General features: G+C 35.9%; 17 protein-coding genes, 1 tRNA gene and 1 pseudogene. 7 read left to right on the top strand and 12 right to left on the bottom strand.

Going from position 1 to position 14827, the window contains the following annotated elements; all coding sequences use genetic code 11:
- Positions 1 to 422: 422 nt before the first annotated feature.
- Positions 423 to 494 (bottom strand) — tRNA-Val (locus tag NSQ89_RS03910).
- A 125-nt stretch (positions 495 to 619) separates the two neighbouring features.
- Positions 620 to 1147, bottom strand: a complete 528-nt coding sequence (gene ssuE, locus NSQ89_RS03905) for an NADPH-dependent FMN reductase (RefSeq protein ID WP_047942410.1) — start codon at positions 1145 to 1147, stop codon at positions 620 to 622.
- A 268-nt stretch (positions 1148 to 1415) separates the two neighbouring features.
- Here ssuE and NSQ89_RS03900 point away from each other — a divergent pair, with 268 nt between their 5' ends.
- A complete protein-coding gene (locus NSQ89_RS03900) occupies positions 1416 to 1946 on the top strand; it encodes a DoxX family protein (protein WP_047942411.1) in 531 nt (176 codons plus the stop codon).
- Between the two features lie 142 nt (positions 1947 to 2088).
- On the opposite strand, the gene nrdG is transcribed toward NSQ89_RS03900, so the two are convergent.
- Together nrdG and NSQ89_RS03890 are read right to left on the bottom strand one after the other, a co-directional pair.
- Positions 2089 to 2577, bottom strand: coding sequence for an anaerobic ribonucleoside-triphosphate reductase activating protein (nrdG, locus tag NSQ89_RS03895; RefSeq protein WP_047942412.1), 489 nt, complete (start codon positions 2575 to 2577; stop codon positions 2089 to 2091).
- On the bottom strand, positions 2574 to 4418 hold the full coding sequence (locus NSQ89_RS03890) for an anaerobic ribonucleoside triphosphate reductase (protein WP_095321666.1): 1845 nt from the start codon (positions 4416 to 4418) through the stop codon (positions 2574 to 2576). The genes nrdG and NSQ89_RS03890 overlap by 4 nt, the downstream gene beginning before the upstream one ends.
- A 209-nt stretch (positions 4419 to 4627) precedes the next feature.
- Here NSQ89_RS03890 and NSQ89_RS03885 point away from each other — a divergent pair, with 209 nt between their 5' ends.
- The 4 genes from NSQ89_RS03885 (at position 4628) to NSQ89_RS03870 (ending at position 7339) form a co-directional block, all read left to right on the top strand.
- Entirely contained in the window at positions 4628 to 5353 is a 726-nt protein-coding gene (locus tag NSQ89_RS03885; RefSeq protein WP_341132264.1) for an alpha/beta hydrolase, read from the top strand.
- A 197-nt stretch (positions 5354 to 5550) separates the two neighbouring features.
- Positions 5551 to 6060 carry a YjcG family protein gene (locus tag NSQ89_RS03880; RefSeq protein ID WP_047942416.1) on the top strand — a complete coding sequence of 170 codons (510 nt, stop codon included), beginning with the start codon at positions 5551 to 5553 and terminating at the stop codon, positions 6058 to 6060.
- Positions 6061 to 6066: 6 nt separating this feature from the next.
- Entirely contained in the window at positions 6067 to 6492 is a 426-nt protein-coding gene (locus NSQ89_RS03875) for a GNAT family N-acetyltransferase (RefSeq protein ID WP_095258849.1), read from the top strand.
- 163 nt (positions 6493 to 6655) lie between these two features.
- The gene (locus NSQ89_RS03870; protein ID WP_047942418.1) at positions 6656 to 7339 is read left to right on the top strand and encodes a YetF domain-containing protein; all 684 of its coding nucleotides are present in this window, start codon (positions 6656 to 6658) and stop codon (positions 7337 to 7339) included.
- Positions 7340 to 7345: 6 nt separating this feature from the next.
- Here NSQ89_RS03870 and NSQ89_RS03865 read toward each other — a convergent pair whose 3' ends face one another.
- Positions 7346 to 7603 (bottom strand): hypothetical protein, encoded by a 258-nt coding sequence (locus tag NSQ89_RS03865; RefSeq protein ID WP_047942419.1) that lies wholly within the window; start codon positions 7601 to 7603, stop codon positions 7346 to 7348.
- Positions 7604 to 7764: 161 nt separating this feature from the next.
- On the opposite strand from NSQ89_RS03865, the gene NSQ89_RS03860 reads away from it, so the two are divergent.
- Complete coding sequence (locus tag NSQ89_RS03860) at positions 7765 to 10095, top strand: ATP-dependent helicase (protein WP_341132263.1); 2331 nt, start codon at positions 7765 to 7767, stop codon at positions 10093 to 10095.
- 109 nt (positions 10096 to 10204) lie between these two features.
- Here NSQ89_RS03860 and NSQ89_RS03855 read toward each other — a convergent pair whose 3' ends face one another.
- The 7 genes and pseudogenes from NSQ89_RS03855 to NSQ89_RS03825 form a co-directional block, all read right to left on the bottom strand.
- Positions 10205 to 10459 carry a stage VI sporulation protein F gene (locus NSQ89_RS03855; protein WP_047942421.1) on the bottom strand — a complete coding sequence of 85 codons (255 nt, stop codon included), beginning with the start codon at positions 10457 to 10459 and terminating at the stop codon, positions 10205 to 10207.
- Positions 10460 to 10621: 162 nt separating this feature from the next.
- Positions 10622 to 10705: pseudogene (locus NSQ89_RS03850) on the bottom strand (YjcZ family sporulation protein); the annotation flags it as partial.
- Between the two features lie 219 nt (positions 10706 to 10924).
- A complete protein-coding gene (spoVAE, locus tag NSQ89_RS03845) occupies positions 10925 to 11281 on the bottom strand; it encodes a stage V sporulation protein AE (RefSeq protein WP_095258848.1) in 357 nt (118 codons plus the stop codon).
- A gap of 57 nt (positions 11282 to 11338) precedes the next feature.
- Positions 11339 to 12349, bottom strand: a complete 1011-nt coding sequence (gene spoVAD, locus NSQ89_RS03840) for a stage V sporulation protein AD (protein WP_061797430.1) — start codon at positions 12347 to 12349, stop codon at positions 11339 to 11341.
- On the bottom strand, positions 12349 to 12831 hold the full coding sequence (gene spoVAC / locus NSQ89_RS03835) for a stage V sporulation protein AC (protein WP_047942425.1): 483 nt from the start codon (positions 12829 to 12831) through the stop codon (positions 12349 to 12351). The genes spoVAD and spoVAC overlap by 1 nt, the downstream gene beginning before the upstream one ends.
- Before the next feature lie 12 nt (positions 12832 to 12843).
- Positions 12844 to 13323: a hypothetical protein gene (locus tag NSQ89_RS03830; protein ID WP_047942426.1), complete on the bottom strand. Its 480-nt coding sequence runs from the start codon at positions 13321 to 13323 to the stop codon at positions 12844 to 12846.
- Between the two features lie 382 nt (positions 13324 to 13705).
- A complete protein-coding gene (locus tag NSQ89_RS03825; RefSeq protein WP_328589344.1) occupies positions 13706 to 14068 on the bottom strand; it encodes a DUF1360 domain-containing protein in 363 nt (120 codons plus the stop codon).
- A gap of 154 nt (positions 14069 to 14222) precedes the next feature.
- Here NSQ89_RS03825 and NSQ89_RS03820 point away from each other — a divergent pair, with 154 nt between their 5' ends.
- Positions 14223 to 14711 carry a CotY/CotZ family spore coat protein gene (locus NSQ89_RS03820; protein WP_047942428.1) on the top strand — a complete coding sequence of 163 codons (489 nt, stop codon included), beginning with the start codon at positions 14223 to 14225 and terminating at the stop codon, positions 14709 to 14711.
- The last annotated feature ends 116 nt before the right edge of the window (positions 14712 to 14827 follow it).

Genomic DNA, 14827 nt, shown 5'->3' with positions numbered 1-14827 from the left:
TATTTTCCGCATCTACCAGTTGCTTAAAAAATGCTGTTTATTATGTATTTGGTTAGCAGGACTATTCAAATTAATAAAATTTTGAAGTACGTTTACAAAGAAAAAAGCTTCTCTAATGAGAAGCTTTCAGACCGTCGACAAACTCCTAATTCAGTAATTAGGAGTTTGTCTTAGTTTATAAATATACATCTTTTAAATAAGAGTTGATTTCCGCTGCAGGGGTTCGCTTTCCGCGGGGCTCGCGCTGAGCCGCTTCGGCCTAAAGGCCTGCAGGGTCTCAGACTGTCTCGCAGATCCCACAGGAGTCTCACCCCTTCCCCTCCAATCAATGCATTATAATTCCATTTACATTTCCTAAATTCCTTTTGTCAACAAGCTGAAAGCTTCTCTAATGAGAAGCTTTTTTCTACGTTCCTTTATAATGACCTGTACTGGGTTCGAACCAGTGACCCCTTGCCTGTCAAGCAAGTGCTCTCCCACTGAGCTAACAAGTCATGATTATAGATTATTATTACCTGCATCTTTTAAAATTCTGCTTCTGTCCTTATCATACCATGTCCTCTCTCCACATTCTAGGAAAATATAGAAAAAGTGATGGTCTGCCATCACTTTTCCATAATTATTGAATTCCCTCCAGTAACTGGTCTAATTGATTCGTAATCCTTGCTTCTGAATCGATATCTAAAACATAGTTTTGATTGTCTTGCTTCGCAATTTGATTATCTGTTACATAAGCTCCAGTTAATAAATTCGTAGCACCTAGGTTTGCTAATACAGGCTTTAAAGCATAATCCATTACTAATAGATGGGCAATAGTTCCTCCTAGCATCAGCGGAAGAATTGCCTTATTTCGAAGACTCTTTTGTGGCAATAAATCAAGAAAAGTCTTAATAATTCCGGAATAAGACGCCTGAAATACAGGTGATAATACAATGACACCATTACTTTGTTCTACTTTCTGTCTTGCCTCTATTATATCCTTGTTCATAAAATCTGCTGTAATTAAGGCCTCACTTGGTAATTGATGAACTTGAATAATATGAACACCCACATTCTTCTTTCCTAAATAATCTACCGCAAATTGTAAAATACCTGTTAATCGTGAGTCTATTTTATGTCCACCAGCTATGATGGTTACCGTTGTCATGAAAGCCTCTCCTTTATAATAAATTCCCATTATAAAAACGATGTTTTTTATTTATCCATTATTCTAACACGAAAAAGAAGAACCGTGCTGAAATGGTGATTTCTAAATTAAATGCAATATTTATTACTTTCCATATAAATATGTTCACAATTCCGTCATATTCTTTTGTACATATTGTGAATTGAATCACAATCTCACTTTTTTCTTAAGAGTATTTGATATATTTAACTTGTAAATAATAAAAACAAAAAAAGAAGGGATGATTTTTATGTTTATGAGTTTTTTAAGAGAAAATAAAGTCGCAGCTGGGCTTTTAACCATTATACGTTTGGTGCTAGGTTATTCTTGGTTTACTTCTGGATTTGGTAAATTAACTGGCGGAGGATTTGACGCTTCTGGATTTTTAACAAATGCCGTTACTAATCCAGTTACAGGACCAGACGGAACCGCGGTTTATGGATGGTATACAAGTTTTGTCGAAGGATTTGCTTTACCAAATGTTGGACTATTTAATGTGCTCGTACCAATTGGGGAGGTATTAGTTGGTCTTGGGTTAATTTTAGGTTGTTTAACAACGGCAGCAGCATTCTTTGGTGTCATTATGAATTTCTGTTTCTTGCTTGCAGGCACCATCTCTCATAACCCAACAGATATCTTAATGGGCATGATCATTATGTTTGCTGGAGCAAATGCAGGTTACTACGGATTAGATCGATGGGTATTACCATATATCAGAAAAACAATCTTTAAAAAAGAAGATCATAATGCAGAATTTACAAAAAAACCTCGTTTAACATAAATAGAAAGTTGCTAGGAAATTTAAGCGGATGACCTGTAAGAAAAAAACCGAACAATTTACGATTTCCCTTAACATTTACGTATAATTGTTCGGTTTTATATTTAGTGAAAATAATTATCTCACGGCCTCTTCCTCTCTCTTATCATTCATTAATTAAACAAACCCTATCCTCTTTTAGACTTTTTTGACAGTCAATAATCCGTTGATTGCAGCTTCCTTTAAATAATAAACTTAAATCTTTTTGTTCTAGCACAAACCGACCATCTACTAAAACATCTACATACATACTTAGTTGGGTAAATTCATCAGATTGGGCTGCTCTCAATTCTTCCCAAAGAAATCCAGTATAACACCAAATATTTTTATTTAATTGTTTACATTCCTTAGCTAATTGCTTAAGCTCTGTTATTTGTAGCATGGGCTCGCCGCCACTAAAGGTAATATCGTTTAAGGGATTTTGCTTTACTTTCCTCATTATTTCGTCAATCGACATTTCTGTTCCGCCATTTATTTTCCAACTTTCTGGATTATGGCATCCTCTACAATAATGCGTACACCCTGCAAAAAAGATAGTAGTTCGCAAACCTGGACCATCTACTATACTGTCTTCCACAATCGATAACACTCTCATCGATGTTTGACCCTTTCCCGTTCTTCTGCCCGTTTTGCATTATTCCACCGATTAAGTGATCCAACAAGATAACCAGTTATTCTCCGAATCCTTTCAATCTGGTTCTCATTTTCCTCCCCACAATTTGGGCATTCATTATCGATTATTCCTTTATGTCCACAAGTCATGCATCGATCCACTGGATGATTAATGCTTCCGTAGCCAATCCCTGCCTCTTTCATCGTCCGTACGATTATTTCTATAGCGTCTACATTCTTACTGGCATCGCCGTCCAATTCTACATACGTAATATGACCAGCATTTGTTAACGCATGAAACGGTGCTTCGCGCTGAATTTTTTCATGAATAGAAATGGGAAAATAAACGGGAATATGAAAACTATTCGTAAAGTATTCTCTATCTGTCACCCCTTTAATAATCCCAAATTTCTTTCGAGCAGCTCTTAATGCTTTTCCAGCGAAGGATTCTGCTGGAGTTGCAAGAAGAGAGAAGTTTAGCTGATATTTTTCCAAGGCTTTGTCTGCCTTTTGGCGCATAAACTGAACAATACGTAAACCAATTTCATACGCCTTTTCACTTTCTCCATGATGGACACCAAGCAAGGATACTAGGCATTCCGCTAAACCAACAAACCCAATCGATAATGTACCTTGCTTCAGAAGTTCTTCTAGTGGATCATCCACATTCAGTTCTTCTCCGCCTTGCCAAACACCTTGTCCATATAAAAACTTGAAATTCGCTACTTTTTTCTTTCCTTGATAATAAAATCTTTCAAGGAGTTGATCAATAACCAAGTCGATCGTTTCATCCAGTTTGCAGAAAAATGATTCTACCGTCGTTGACTCTAAAGCCAATAAAGGAAGATTAACACTTGTGAAAGATAAATTCCCTCTTCCTATTGTTTGTTCACTTCCATGGATATTTCCCATCACTCTAGTGCGACACCCCATTGTGGCGACTTCTGATTGAGGAGTGCCATTATAATAAGCTAAATTAAATGGGGCATCTATAAAAACAAAATTGGGAAATAATCGTTTACTTGTCGTCTCCATCGCTAATCGGAATAAATCATAATTGGGGTCATTCTTTTGATAATTAATTCCGTCTTTTACTTTAAATACGATAATTGGAAAAATGGGCGTTTCTCCTGCCCCAAGTCCTGCTTGGGTTGCCAATAATAAATTCTTTGTCACCATTCTTCCTTCTACTGATTGATCTGTTCCTAAATTTACAGAAACAAATGGCGTCTGTCCACCGCCGCGGGAGTGCATGCTGTTGCAATTATGTATAAATGCCTCACAAGCTTGATAGGTTTCTCTTTCTGTCCATTCCCAGGCCTTTTTCTCTAGTTCCTCCTTTTTTTGAATTACCTCCTTTAATCGTTCTTTATTTTTTCTATATGTTTTCTGTATATATGGCGCAAGATCATAGTCTAACATAGGGATGGATTGTCCGCCATGCTGCTGATTTTGATTAGCTTGCAAAATAATTGAAGTAAGAGCCATTGCACTCATAATTGATTTTGGTTCTCTCATATATCCATGACCAGTATTAAAACCGTTTTTTAAGATTTTGGCCAACGGGATTTGACAGCATGTTGTAGTACCAGAAGAATAAAAGTCTAGATCATGAATATGAATATATCCTTCTTCATGTGATTGTTTTACCTTTTCCGATAATAAATGTTCCATTGTATAATATTTAGAAGCTGTCGCAGCAAATTGCATCATATGACTCATCGGCGACATTCCATCTACATTTGCATTTTCTTGGATAAAGTCTTGATTGTTGCTGTTAATTATTTCTACAAATTGATTTAATAGTTGAACTTCATTACTCATTTAATTCACTCCATTCTAAAGGAATCCTTATCCATTATAATAGAACGAATCATCATTTCACTATATATTGTGTTTATTTCACAAAAAATACACAATATATAGAAATACAAACATAGAAAAATTCCTATCGCTCTAGCTTTATACTATTCACAAAGTGCTTTTATTGATAAACTAATTGTAAAATCATCCGTAATAAAGGAAGGATAACTATGACAACAAAAGGGACAATTAAAGAGGAAACTATCTTTAGTAAAGAATTAGGAGAAGAAGTGACTTTATTAATCTATCTCCCACCAGCATTTTCTCCTCTTTATAAATATCATTTACTTATTGCACAAGATGGGAAAGATTATTTTCAATTTGGCCGAATCGGCAGAGTAGCTGATGAATTACATGGCAATCATCAAATTGCGGATACCATTATTGTTGGAATCCCCTATTCCTCTGTTCATGATCGTCGCAGGAAATATCATCCCGATGGCGCACAGAATAAAGCATATATTCGTTTCTTAGCACATGAACTTGTTCCCTATTTAGATAAACAGTTTCCCACCTTCCAAATGGGAATGGGACGTGGACTCATTGGCGATTCATTAGGTGCAACTGTATCATTCATGACCGCTTTAAAATATCCGCATACTTTTGGAAAAATTATGTTGCAATCCCCCTTAGTAAATGATGGCGTCTTTGATGCTGTTCGTAAATTCGATTCTTTTCATTTACTAGAAATAGATCATATTATCGGTATAGGGGAAACAGCTGTAAAAACAACCATCAACACAACAGAGGATTTTCTGACTCCTAACCGAGAATTATCTCATGTTTTGCAAACAACAAATGCTGATTATTCATATGAAGAATTTAATGGGGATCATACATGGAAATATTGGCAGCCTTATATTGCAAAAATGCTCCTGAAAATGTTTCCTTCTTAAAAAAGGGCATTCGATTGACTGTTTTTATTACCTAACGGAGTATCTCGTTAACCATTAGGATTTTTTCTGAAATCTTTGAACTTAAATGACTAATTTTGTTATAATATCTTACATATAGAACATTGAAATCGTAATAATAGATAGTCTATCTTCTATATCTTTGTACACTCTTTTATTTTGAAATGGAGGTTCGTCGAATGAAATACGGTATTGCTATTTTCCCTGGTAAGGATTTGCAGGATTTAGCTAATTCACTTCGAAAAAGATATGACCCGAAATACGCTTTAATTCCCCCACATATCACGTTAATTGGTGATTTTGAAGCTAATAATGAGGAAATTGAAGAAGTAAGTAAAAAACTAGCAACGATTGCAAGTCATTATCATTCTATTCCCATTAAAGTGACAAAGGTCAGTTCTTTTAAACCCGTAAGCAATGTTGTTTATTTAAAGATTGAACCAAGTACAGACTTAGAACATCTTCACCAAGAACTAATCAGTACATTGGGTGTTAGTCCAGAGCATCCATTTGTGCCGCATATTACACTTGGGCAGGATTTATCGAGTGATGAACATTTAGACTTATACAGTAATTTACGCATGCAAAACTATCATTTTGAAGAAACAGCGGATCGTTTCCATTTGCTATATGAATTGGAAAATGGCTCTTGGACAGTCTATGAAACATTCCGTTTAGGAAAGGAATAGTGGAAAGTGGAAGTAGTTATCGTTAAAACAGATAAAGAGTTAAAAGATGCCTTTTATGTTCGTCAAACTGTTTTTGTACAGGAGCAGAATGTACCAATAGAAGAAGAAATAGATGCATATGAAGAGGAAAGCGTTCATTTTGTCCTCTATGATGACGACAAAAAACCTATTGGTGCTGGACGTTACCGGACATTTGATGAATACGGAAAGGTAGAAAGAATCTGCATCCTCTCCACTAATCGAAAAGGTGGAGCTGGAAAAGCCGTTATGAATAAAATCGAGGAATATGCCTTAAATAATGGGGCTCCTGCCTTAAAACTGAATGCCCAAACACAGGCAATTCCCTTTTATAGCAAACTAGGATATGAAGTCATCTCGGATGAATTCCTAGATGCTGGTATTCCACATAAAACGATGATTAAGCATTTATAAAATTTTAAGGCTGCCCAATGGTTGAAAGCACAGCTTACCTTTAAAGCTTGTGATTATCCGCCATAGAGCTGCCTTTTTTGTTTCCGCAATTATCGAAAACAGAGGTTTGAGGTTTAATTTTCCTCCATCTGCCTACAATAGATGGAGGAAAGGGTGAGTTGAATTGGAATTCACACATATATTTAGCGAACTAATTATCGGCTATATTTTATTGCTGCTTTTAACAAAAGTATTAGGAAAAACACAAATCACGCAAATTACTACCTTTGACTTTGTTTCTGTTTTAGTACTAGGAGAGCTTGTCGGAAATGCTATGTATGATACAGAGACAGGAATAAAAGAAATAATGTACTCTATTCTTGTTTGGGGAGGATTAATTTACATAACAGAATTCATCACCCAAAAGTTTCGGAAAACCAGACAACTTTTAGAAGGAAAACCATCCATTGTTATCAATAAAGGCAAGATTGATTTTAAGGAATTACAGAAAAATCATTTGGATATTAACCAATTACAACATTTACTTCGTGCAAAAGATGTTTTTTCAATAGCAGAATGTGCTTATGCGATTTTAGAAACAGATGGGACGATAAGTGTACTCAAGAAATCAGCATACAGGAATCCCACAAAGCAAGATATGAATTTATCGTTGGAAATCACAGCTCTTCCAATAAGTGTTATTCTTGATGGCGAAATCATCAAAGAAAATTTACCTCGAATCGGTTGGAATGAAGAGCAATTAATGCAAGAATTGAAAAAACAAAATGTTCAATCTCCAAAAGATATCCTCTATGCCGAATGGCAGGAAGGATCGCCTTTATATGTGCAAAGCTACCAAATGAATTAAAGCAATTTAGATTTGTGCATGAAAATAAGTGCCTTTTCCAGTTAGTTCTGCAATTAACTTCTCATTGGCTACTTGTTCTTCATGCCTTTGTTTCTTCTGGTAAGACGTCTGAGAAGGATACTTTAACTCTAGATTGTTAGAAAAATTAACGATTTTAGCCGCTGGATAAATCTCTTCTTTCTTATAATTCCGTGTTTTGCTTACAATGTCTCTGACCGCGTACTGCTCGGCTTGATAATGAGAAATTGGCAGAATATATCCCATCAGAATCTGTCCCTTCTAGTTTATTATTTTATCCTTTTCCCTTCTTTTCCAAAAAGCAAACCCCTTTTCTACTCTTTAAACAATCATCTGTTTTTGATATGATAGATATTATTTCAAACTTATGTACAGCTACAGATTTATTAATAGATTCGAGGTTTCCTATGTTAACAGCTTTTTATTATGATAGACTTATTTCCTTAAATACCATTGACAGACAAGAATTACAGAAAATTTATGAAGCTGGCAAAAATGGATTTCTCGCATGCTCTGTATGTGGAGAAGCAGTAAAACTTTATTTAGGGTTAAAAAGTACTCCCTATTTTTATCACTATTCAGCTAAACAGCCCTGTATGACAGAAGCATCTGCTGTTGCACAGGAACAAGCTGCTATGACTGAAACCGATTATGAAGAAAGAAATGGGTTCCGGATTCCTAAGAGTAGAAATATTTCCAAAGACCATACAGAAATTACTCCTTTTAAACCGCCTATGTCTATAAAGGCGATTACCCATACATCTGATGTCGCTGCTAGTCAACCAGTTACTTTTCCAAAAGAATCTTATTTAAATACACTGAAACAAAACGGCTATTCTCTTGATATTACACAAAGTGAGGCTGTCGCAATAGATGATGGCCCCATTCTAGTTCTTGCAGGGGCCGGAAGTGGGAAAACCCGAGTGTTAACAATGAGAGCAGCTTATCTCATACAGGAGAAAAAGGTAGATCCGTCAACCATCATGCTCGTTACCTTCACAAATAAAGCCGCAAATGAAATGAAGGAAAGACTCTTGCACTATCCAATGATGAATAAAGGGATTGTGCAAAAAATTGTTTCTGGGACTTTTCATAGCATTCTCTACCAAATTTTAATTTTTCATGAACCGGAGAAATGGCAGCGAAATAAATTATTAAGCAGTAATTGGCAGCGAGAGCTTTTGTTAAAGGAAATTGCCCGTGAAAGGCAAATAGATGAAAAAGACTTCCCTTTCGATGCAGCTCTTCAATTAATCGGTGCATGGAAAAATAGTATGCTTCTTCCCCATGAAATAGAGCCTCTTAATGACTGGGAAAAGAAAGTTGCCCAGCTATATAGTGGATATGAAACAAAAAAAATACAGCGAAATTTATATGACTTTGATGATATGCTTCTGGGCGGCTATCATTTCTTTCTTGAAAATCCAGCTATTTTAGAAACCTATCAAAAGCGTTTTACTCATTTCTTATTAGATGAATTTCAAGACATCAATAAAGTTCAGTACGAATGGATGAAGCTAATGGCAAGGTCAGCTCATTCTATCTATGCAGTAGGAGATGATGATCAATCTATCTATTCTTTTCGTGGTAGTGATCCAAAATACCTTTTAGATTTTGAAAAAGATTATCCAAATGCTAAAACGATTATTCTTGATTATAATTACCGCTCTTCCCAAGAAATTGTATCCATCGCTAAATCTACAATCAGTAAAAATACGAAGAGACGAGCAAAAAAAATGATAACTGGCTATTCTGGCCAAACTCCCATTGCCTTTTATCCTTATGATGAGGAAGAAGAAGCTACGATGATTTTGACCGATATTCAGGAGAAAATAAAGACAGGCTATGAACCGAAGGATTTTGCGATTCTCTTTCGAACTAATACAAATAGCCGTGCCATGTTTGAGCGATTAGCTTCTTCCAGTCTGCCATTTCGTTTAGAACAAGAGTCAGGTTCTTTCTATCAAAGGTTTATTGTGAAAAGTATGATGGCTTATTTAAAGCTCATTCATGATCCAGATGACCAGCAAGCAGTTGCTGATATTCTCCCAACCCTATTCTTAAAAAAAACGGTATTACAAGATATTAAAGCAATAAGTATATTAGAAGATTGCAGCTTTTTAGATTGCCTAGTTTTTATTAAAACAGGATTCGCTTTTCAAGAAAGCAGATTGAAAAAGATTCCAGAAATAGTAAAACGATTAATTCGTTATTCTCCTCTAGATGCTATTAATTATATTGAAAAGGAATTAGGCTTTCAGGAATTTATAAAAAAACGGGGAAACGAAGGAAATCAATGGGATAAAGGCTCTGATGATATTCGCGATTTAAAGGTTGTTGCACGTAAGTTCCAATCGATTAAAGAATTTGTTCAATATACAGACCATATGACTGCCATGAATGAAGAATTACGAAAGCAATATCGAAACGAAGATAATGTAATCACATTAAGCACGATTCATCGCGCCAAAGGTTTAGAATATAAAACAGTCTACATTGTTGGTACGGTTGATGGTTCCATTCCCCATGACTTTGCATTAGAATCGTTCCGCAATAATAACTTCATGCCGATAGAAGAAGAACGTCGCCTTCTCTATGTTGCGATGACAAGGGCCCAACAAGAACTATATTTATCGATTCCTATGTATTTAAGAGGGAAAAAAGCAAAGGCTTCGCGTTTATTATCACCCTTGACTATGGTTGCTATTAATGCAGCTGAAAAGAATCGACTATTATAAAAGAATCAGTAATTCAAGCCTTACTGAGATACATTCTTACAAGAATCATTTAACAGGAAAAAAATAGGGTAACTATATCGTCAATTCGAGTAGCTACCCTTTTTCATTTTTACTTCTTGTTAATCATTTTAGATAATGTATTAAAATCAAGCTGTTTGCCATCTTTAATAATTGATTCAACAATCTTATCTTCTGTTTGCTTAGGAACAGATTTTCCAGCAATTTGTGATACTCTGCGAATGACACTTCTTACTGTTTTTTCATCTTTAAAATTAGCATTTTGTAAGGAATTCGCTAGTTCTAAAATATCCTTCATATTAACGCCAGTTTTAGACTCAATGTTTTTAAAGAAATTATTGTTCATACCTGTGTTTCCTCCTTCGATGAGCTACTTTATATTCTATGAAGGAAAGAATAAAAGGTGAAAACTCAAGAAAAAGAAAACAAAAAATGAACAAAGCGCTTAAATAAAACAAGAAAGGAGCTCTCTTTGCAAGAGAACTCCTTTTCCCAATGACTAAATGAATTAGCTGTAGAAGCTAGCTCCTACGATAATTAAAAGGATAAATAAAACAACGATTAATGCAAAAGAAGAAATTCCATATCCTCCTCCGCCATAGCCGCCGCCATAGCCATATCCGCCATAACACATTCCTGCATCACCTCGCTTCTCCTTGTACTCCTTAACAGAATATGGGGAATTGAAGTTTATGTGTAGGCAAGCTACTATTAACGAATAGAATGTACGATTGTCACAGAGTTAATCATTTATTTCTCCGTTTAAGCAACACTTTTCCGTGTCTGCTTTTCTTTTATAAGATATACTGCATTATCCTTTAGGTTTAAACAGTAGTGCTCCTATAAAGCCAAATACGATTGCTGCTGATATTCCAGAGCTTGTCACTTCAAACATACCTGTTAATACACCGATAATGCCATGCTTTTCAGCTTCTTGCATCGCCCCATGTACTAAGGCATTCCCAAAGCTTGAAATTGGTATTGTCGCACCTGCTCCTGCAAAGTCAGCAAACGGCTCGTATAGTCCAAATCCATCTAAAACTGCACCAGCCACAACTAATGTTGTTAATGTATGTGCAGGCGTGAGCTTTGCAACATCAAACATAAGCTGACCAATGACACAAATTATGCCACCAATCACAAAGGCCCAAAAAAACATTGGGAGCATATAGATTCCTCCTTCTTTCTTTTATAAATAAGCATTCTATAAAGAAAAAGCACTGAATTAAATTTCGATTGATACAGCATGAGCGATACAAGGTATTGTTTCCCCTTGTTGAACGGTAAGCGGTGAGAGAAGCGCACCAGTGGCGACACAGAGGATTCTTTTATACATACCTTTCTTCATTTCATTTAATAAATGCCCGTACATTACTGTTGCGGAACAACCTGCACCGCTGCCTCCAGATTGTACAGGCTGGTCATTTGTATATATTAACAAGCCACAATCTTTCATTATTTTTTCATCAATTGTTAACCCTTTTTCCTTTAAAAGGGCTATTACCGTTTCTCTGCCGATTTTTCCTAAATCGCCTGTTACAATTAAATCATAATAAGAAGGATCTAATTGTAAATCTTGGAAGTGAGCAAGGATAGTATCAGCAGCTGCTGGAGCCATTGCCCCACCCATATTAAAAGGATCTGCTAATCCCATATCTACGACTTTCCCTATTGTTGCAGAGGTTGTGTAGGGAAGTCGCTCATCTGACTGATTCTTCGTAATTAAAGCAACACCGGCACCTGTTACGGTCCATTGAGCAGTCGGCGGTTTTTGGCCACCATATTCTGTTGGATAACGAAACTGTTTTTCGACTGCTGCGTTATGACTAGAAGCACCTGTTAATACATTATTAGCTCCTTGATAATTCACCATAAAGGAAGCAAGTGCTAAACCCTCCATAGACGTGGAGCAAGCACCAAATAATCCGAAATAAGGGATTTGCAAATCTCTTGCAGCAAAACTGGAAGGTGTAATTTGGTTGATTAAATCACCTGCTAAAAAGAACTGGATATCTTCTCGCTTGAGTTCTCCTTTTTTCATGGCTGTTTGTGCTGCTTCTTCCAATAAAATGCGATGAGCCTGTTCATACGAGGTTTTTCCCATCCATAAATCATCATGTAATACGTCAAAATCAGCAGCTAATCTTCCATTTGCTTCAAAAGGACCGCCTGATACTCCGGTAGATTTTATTACTGGATGATTTTGAAATACCCAGGACTGTTTTCCCTGAAGCATTAGAATCCCCCCGTCATCATAATAAATAGTGTTTTTATAAGAGCAACTACAAATGCCGAAAAAACACCGAACAATATAACCGAACCAGCTAGCTTAAAAATATTTCCTCCGACTCCTAGCACAAATCCCTCTGTGCGATGTTCAATTGCGGCAGAAATAATGCTATTACCAAATCCTGATACTGGAACTGCGCTCCCAGCACCAGCAAACTGGCCTAACCGGTCATAAACTCCAAATCCAGTCAATAACATCGAAAGAAATATAATGGTAGCAGAAGTTGGATTTCCCGATGTTTGTTCCGTAAAATGAAAGAAATATATATAGAAGTAAGAAATAAATTGACCAATCATACAAATAAATCCACCTACAAAAAATGCTTTAATGCAGTTCTTAAGAACAGGTCGTTTCGTTTCAAATTTTTGCTCGAATTTTTCATATTGCTGCTGCTGTGGTGTCTTGTTTTTTTTCTTACTATCCGCCACCTTTTTCCCTCCTTACGTTAATTCATTATTCAATTGAATAATCTCTTTCAAACGTTTATCTGCTTTTTCTTTACTATAGTCCGGCTTCTGGATATTATCCCATAAGCGGATGGTCTCTAAGAATATCTTAAAATCACTAGAGACAGTGAATCTTTCATCTGGATATTTTGCTTCAAGCTTCTTCGTTAATTCCTTTTCAATACTTTTCATTTTAAACCTGGCCATTTGCTTTACCTTATATGCAACTAATGTATCTTTCTTCCCCTTGATTACTGCAACATCATAAATGGACGAAATGGTATTCGTTTCTTCTTTTATTCCTTCTACTAATTTTTCTTGGTTTCCATCAGTCTCTGTATAAAGAGCAATTGGCGCTGGATTAATCCTTTTAAGCATTGACCATCGGCTATTCGGTGTTTCCTTCGCACAACCAGCTAAGAATACACATATGCTAAAAATCAATAGATAAGATGCATGCCTTCTATTTGTCATATTCTTCCCTTCCTATGTAAAGATGAATTAATGTATCTTTATTTTTTTCGATTTAGGCAATAATTATTAGATGTTTCTACAACAAAAAATATCCAATTTTTACAAACTGGGTTTAAGTCATAAAAAATACCCGCACAAAGTCGGGTATTTTTTGTTATTTTGCTAATTTTTTTCCACAGTTACATCCAGATTTTTTTCTCTTTGCTTTAGTCGGTTGCGCCTTTACTGGCTCAGTCACTTTAGGTACTTTTTTTCCCAGCAACTCCAATCCCTCCAATAATGATGATTTATACATGTATAAAAACATTAATTTTTAATGTTCTTATCACATTGTATGTCAGGAAAAAATGTATGTGTAAACAACTAGCCTAGCAGTTAGTAACTATTCAACAAACACTCGTTGTAAAATAGATTCTAACAAAGACGCTCCTCCAGCTATCGCAAAGACAAGAACAAATGGTTCACAAATAACTGGAAAGAAATAATATAAAATGGTAAGAAAGATTGCAACCCATACTCCGGTACACCAATAACAACTAATTAATTCACCAATAAAGCCGCGAATTTTCCCTGACTTAGGGATAATATAAACTTCTGTTTGCCCGTCTTTATTTTGTTCCTCTATTTCTTCTAAGAATATTTTCCGGAAAAATTCAGTAATCTGATCAAACACAATCAATCTTGTTACACGAAAGCTTGCCAAAATGAGTAAAAAAAACTCCATCCAATGGATTTCCATCTCCATTCTCCTCTCCGATTGTCCAAAATATTCTAAACGAATGGTCATATGCCCAAATTTCAAGAAAAAAGGCGTTTGTCCGTAACCCATAAGGCTCTTCGGCAATATGTTAGTAATGTAAGAAACATAAAGAAAGAAACAAACAAGGAGGAAAACAATTATGGGTTGTGGAAAAAAAGAAGATATTCACGGTACATCCAGCTGCGTTTGCGAAGTGGTTCGTGCCATTAAAGATATCCAGGATAGCGCTGAAGACAATTGCGAATGTGAAACTAACTGTTTCTCAGAGCCTTTAGGATCTCTTGTATCTCCAACAAAACGTAAAAAAGCAGATACACGTGTATTCGTATTAAGTAGTGCAGATGGCTCTCCATTCCATGCATTCTTTACAGGTCATGACTGCAACTGTGTTTCCATCTTTTTCAGAGTTGAAGATATTTTTGATAACTGCTGTGCAGTATTGAGAGTTCTTGCTCCTATTGGTAAAGATGGGGAAACTCTAGATATCGTTGGACACAAAGGAATCGACTTAAGCAAAATTTGTGAATTAGAAGGATTCCAACGCACTTCAAGCTGTATAACTGTTGACTTAAACTGCTTCTGTGCTGTTCAATGTATCGCTGACGTTGACTTAAATGTTTGTGACTAATGAATTACTAACTTTGTAAATGCTATACACTCGGAGGTCGTCTTTAAGACGCCTCCGTTTTTATGGTTACTCCTTTCTCTCCGCTTTATATTTTATGCATAGGAAGAAGCAGGCAT

The sequence above is a fragment of the Niallia sp. FSL R7-0648 genome (assembly GCF_038007005.1).
Taxonomy (GTDB): domain Bacteria; phylum Bacillota; class Bacilli; order Bacillales; family Cytobacillaceae; genus Niallia; species Niallia circulans.
Note: the sequence above shows the minus strand (reverse complement) of the source record. Positions and strands in the feature narration are given on the sequence as shown.

What these genes read in the sequence shown, in the direction of transcription:
- ssuE (WP_047942410.1), bottom strand. Translation starts at nt 1,147, where the DNA reads ATGACAACGGTAACCATCATAGCTGGTGGACATAAAATAGACTCACGA.
- NSQ89_RS03900 (WP_047942411.1), top strand. Translation starts at nt 1,416, where the DNA reads ATGTTTATGAGTTTTTTAAGAGAAAATAAAGTCGCAGCTGGGCTTTTA.
- nrdG (WP_047942412.1), bottom strand. Translation starts at nt 2,577, where the DNA reads ATGAGAGTGTTATCGATTGTGGAAGACAGTATAGTAGATGGTCCAGGT.
- NSQ89_RS03890 (WP_095321666.1), bottom strand. Translation starts at nt 4,418, where the DNA reads ATGAGTAATGAAGTTCAACTATTAAATCAATTTGTAGAAATAATTAAC.
- NSQ89_RS03885 (WP_341132264.1), top strand. Translation starts at nt 4,628, where the DNA reads ATGACAACAAAAGGGACAATTAAAGAGGAAACTATCTTTAGTAAAGAA.
- NSQ89_RS03880 (WP_047942416.1), top strand. Translation starts at nt 5,551, where the DNA reads ATGAAATACGGTATTGCTATTTTCCCTGGTAAGGATTTGCAGGATTTA.
- NSQ89_RS03865 (WP_047942419.1), bottom strand. Translation starts at nt 7,603, where the DNA reads ATGGGATATATTCTGCCAATTTCTCATTATCAAGCCGAGCAGTACGCG.
- NSQ89_RS03860 (WP_341132263.1), top strand. Translation starts at nt 7,765, where the DNA reads ATGTTAACAGCTTTTTATTATGATAGACTTATTTCCTTAAATACCATT.
- NSQ89_RS03855 (WP_047942421.1), bottom strand. Translation starts at nt 10,459, where the DNA reads ATGAACAATAATTTCTTTAAAAACATTGAGTCTAAAACTGGCGTTAAT.
- spoVAE (WP_095258848.1), bottom strand. Translation starts at nt 11,281, where the DNA reads ATGCTCCCAATGTTTTTTTGGGCCTTTGTGATTGGTGGCATAATTTGT.
- spoVAD (WP_061797430.1), bottom strand. Translation starts at nt 12,349, where the DNA reads ATGCTTCAGGGAAAACAGTCCTGGGTATTTCAAAATCATCCAGTAATA.
- NSQ89_RS03830 (WP_047942426.1), bottom strand. Translation starts at nt 13,323, where the DNA reads ATGACAAATAGAAGGCATGCATCTTATCTATTGATTTTTAGCATATGT.
- NSQ89_RS03825 (WP_328589344.1), bottom strand. Translation starts at nt 14,068, where the DNA reads ATGGAGATGGAAATCCATTGGATGGAGTTTTTTTTACTCATTTTGGCA.
- NSQ89_RS03820 (WP_047942428.1), top strand. Translation starts at nt 14,223, where the DNA reads ATGGGTTGTGGAAAAAAAGAAGATATTCACGGTACATCCAGCTGCGTT.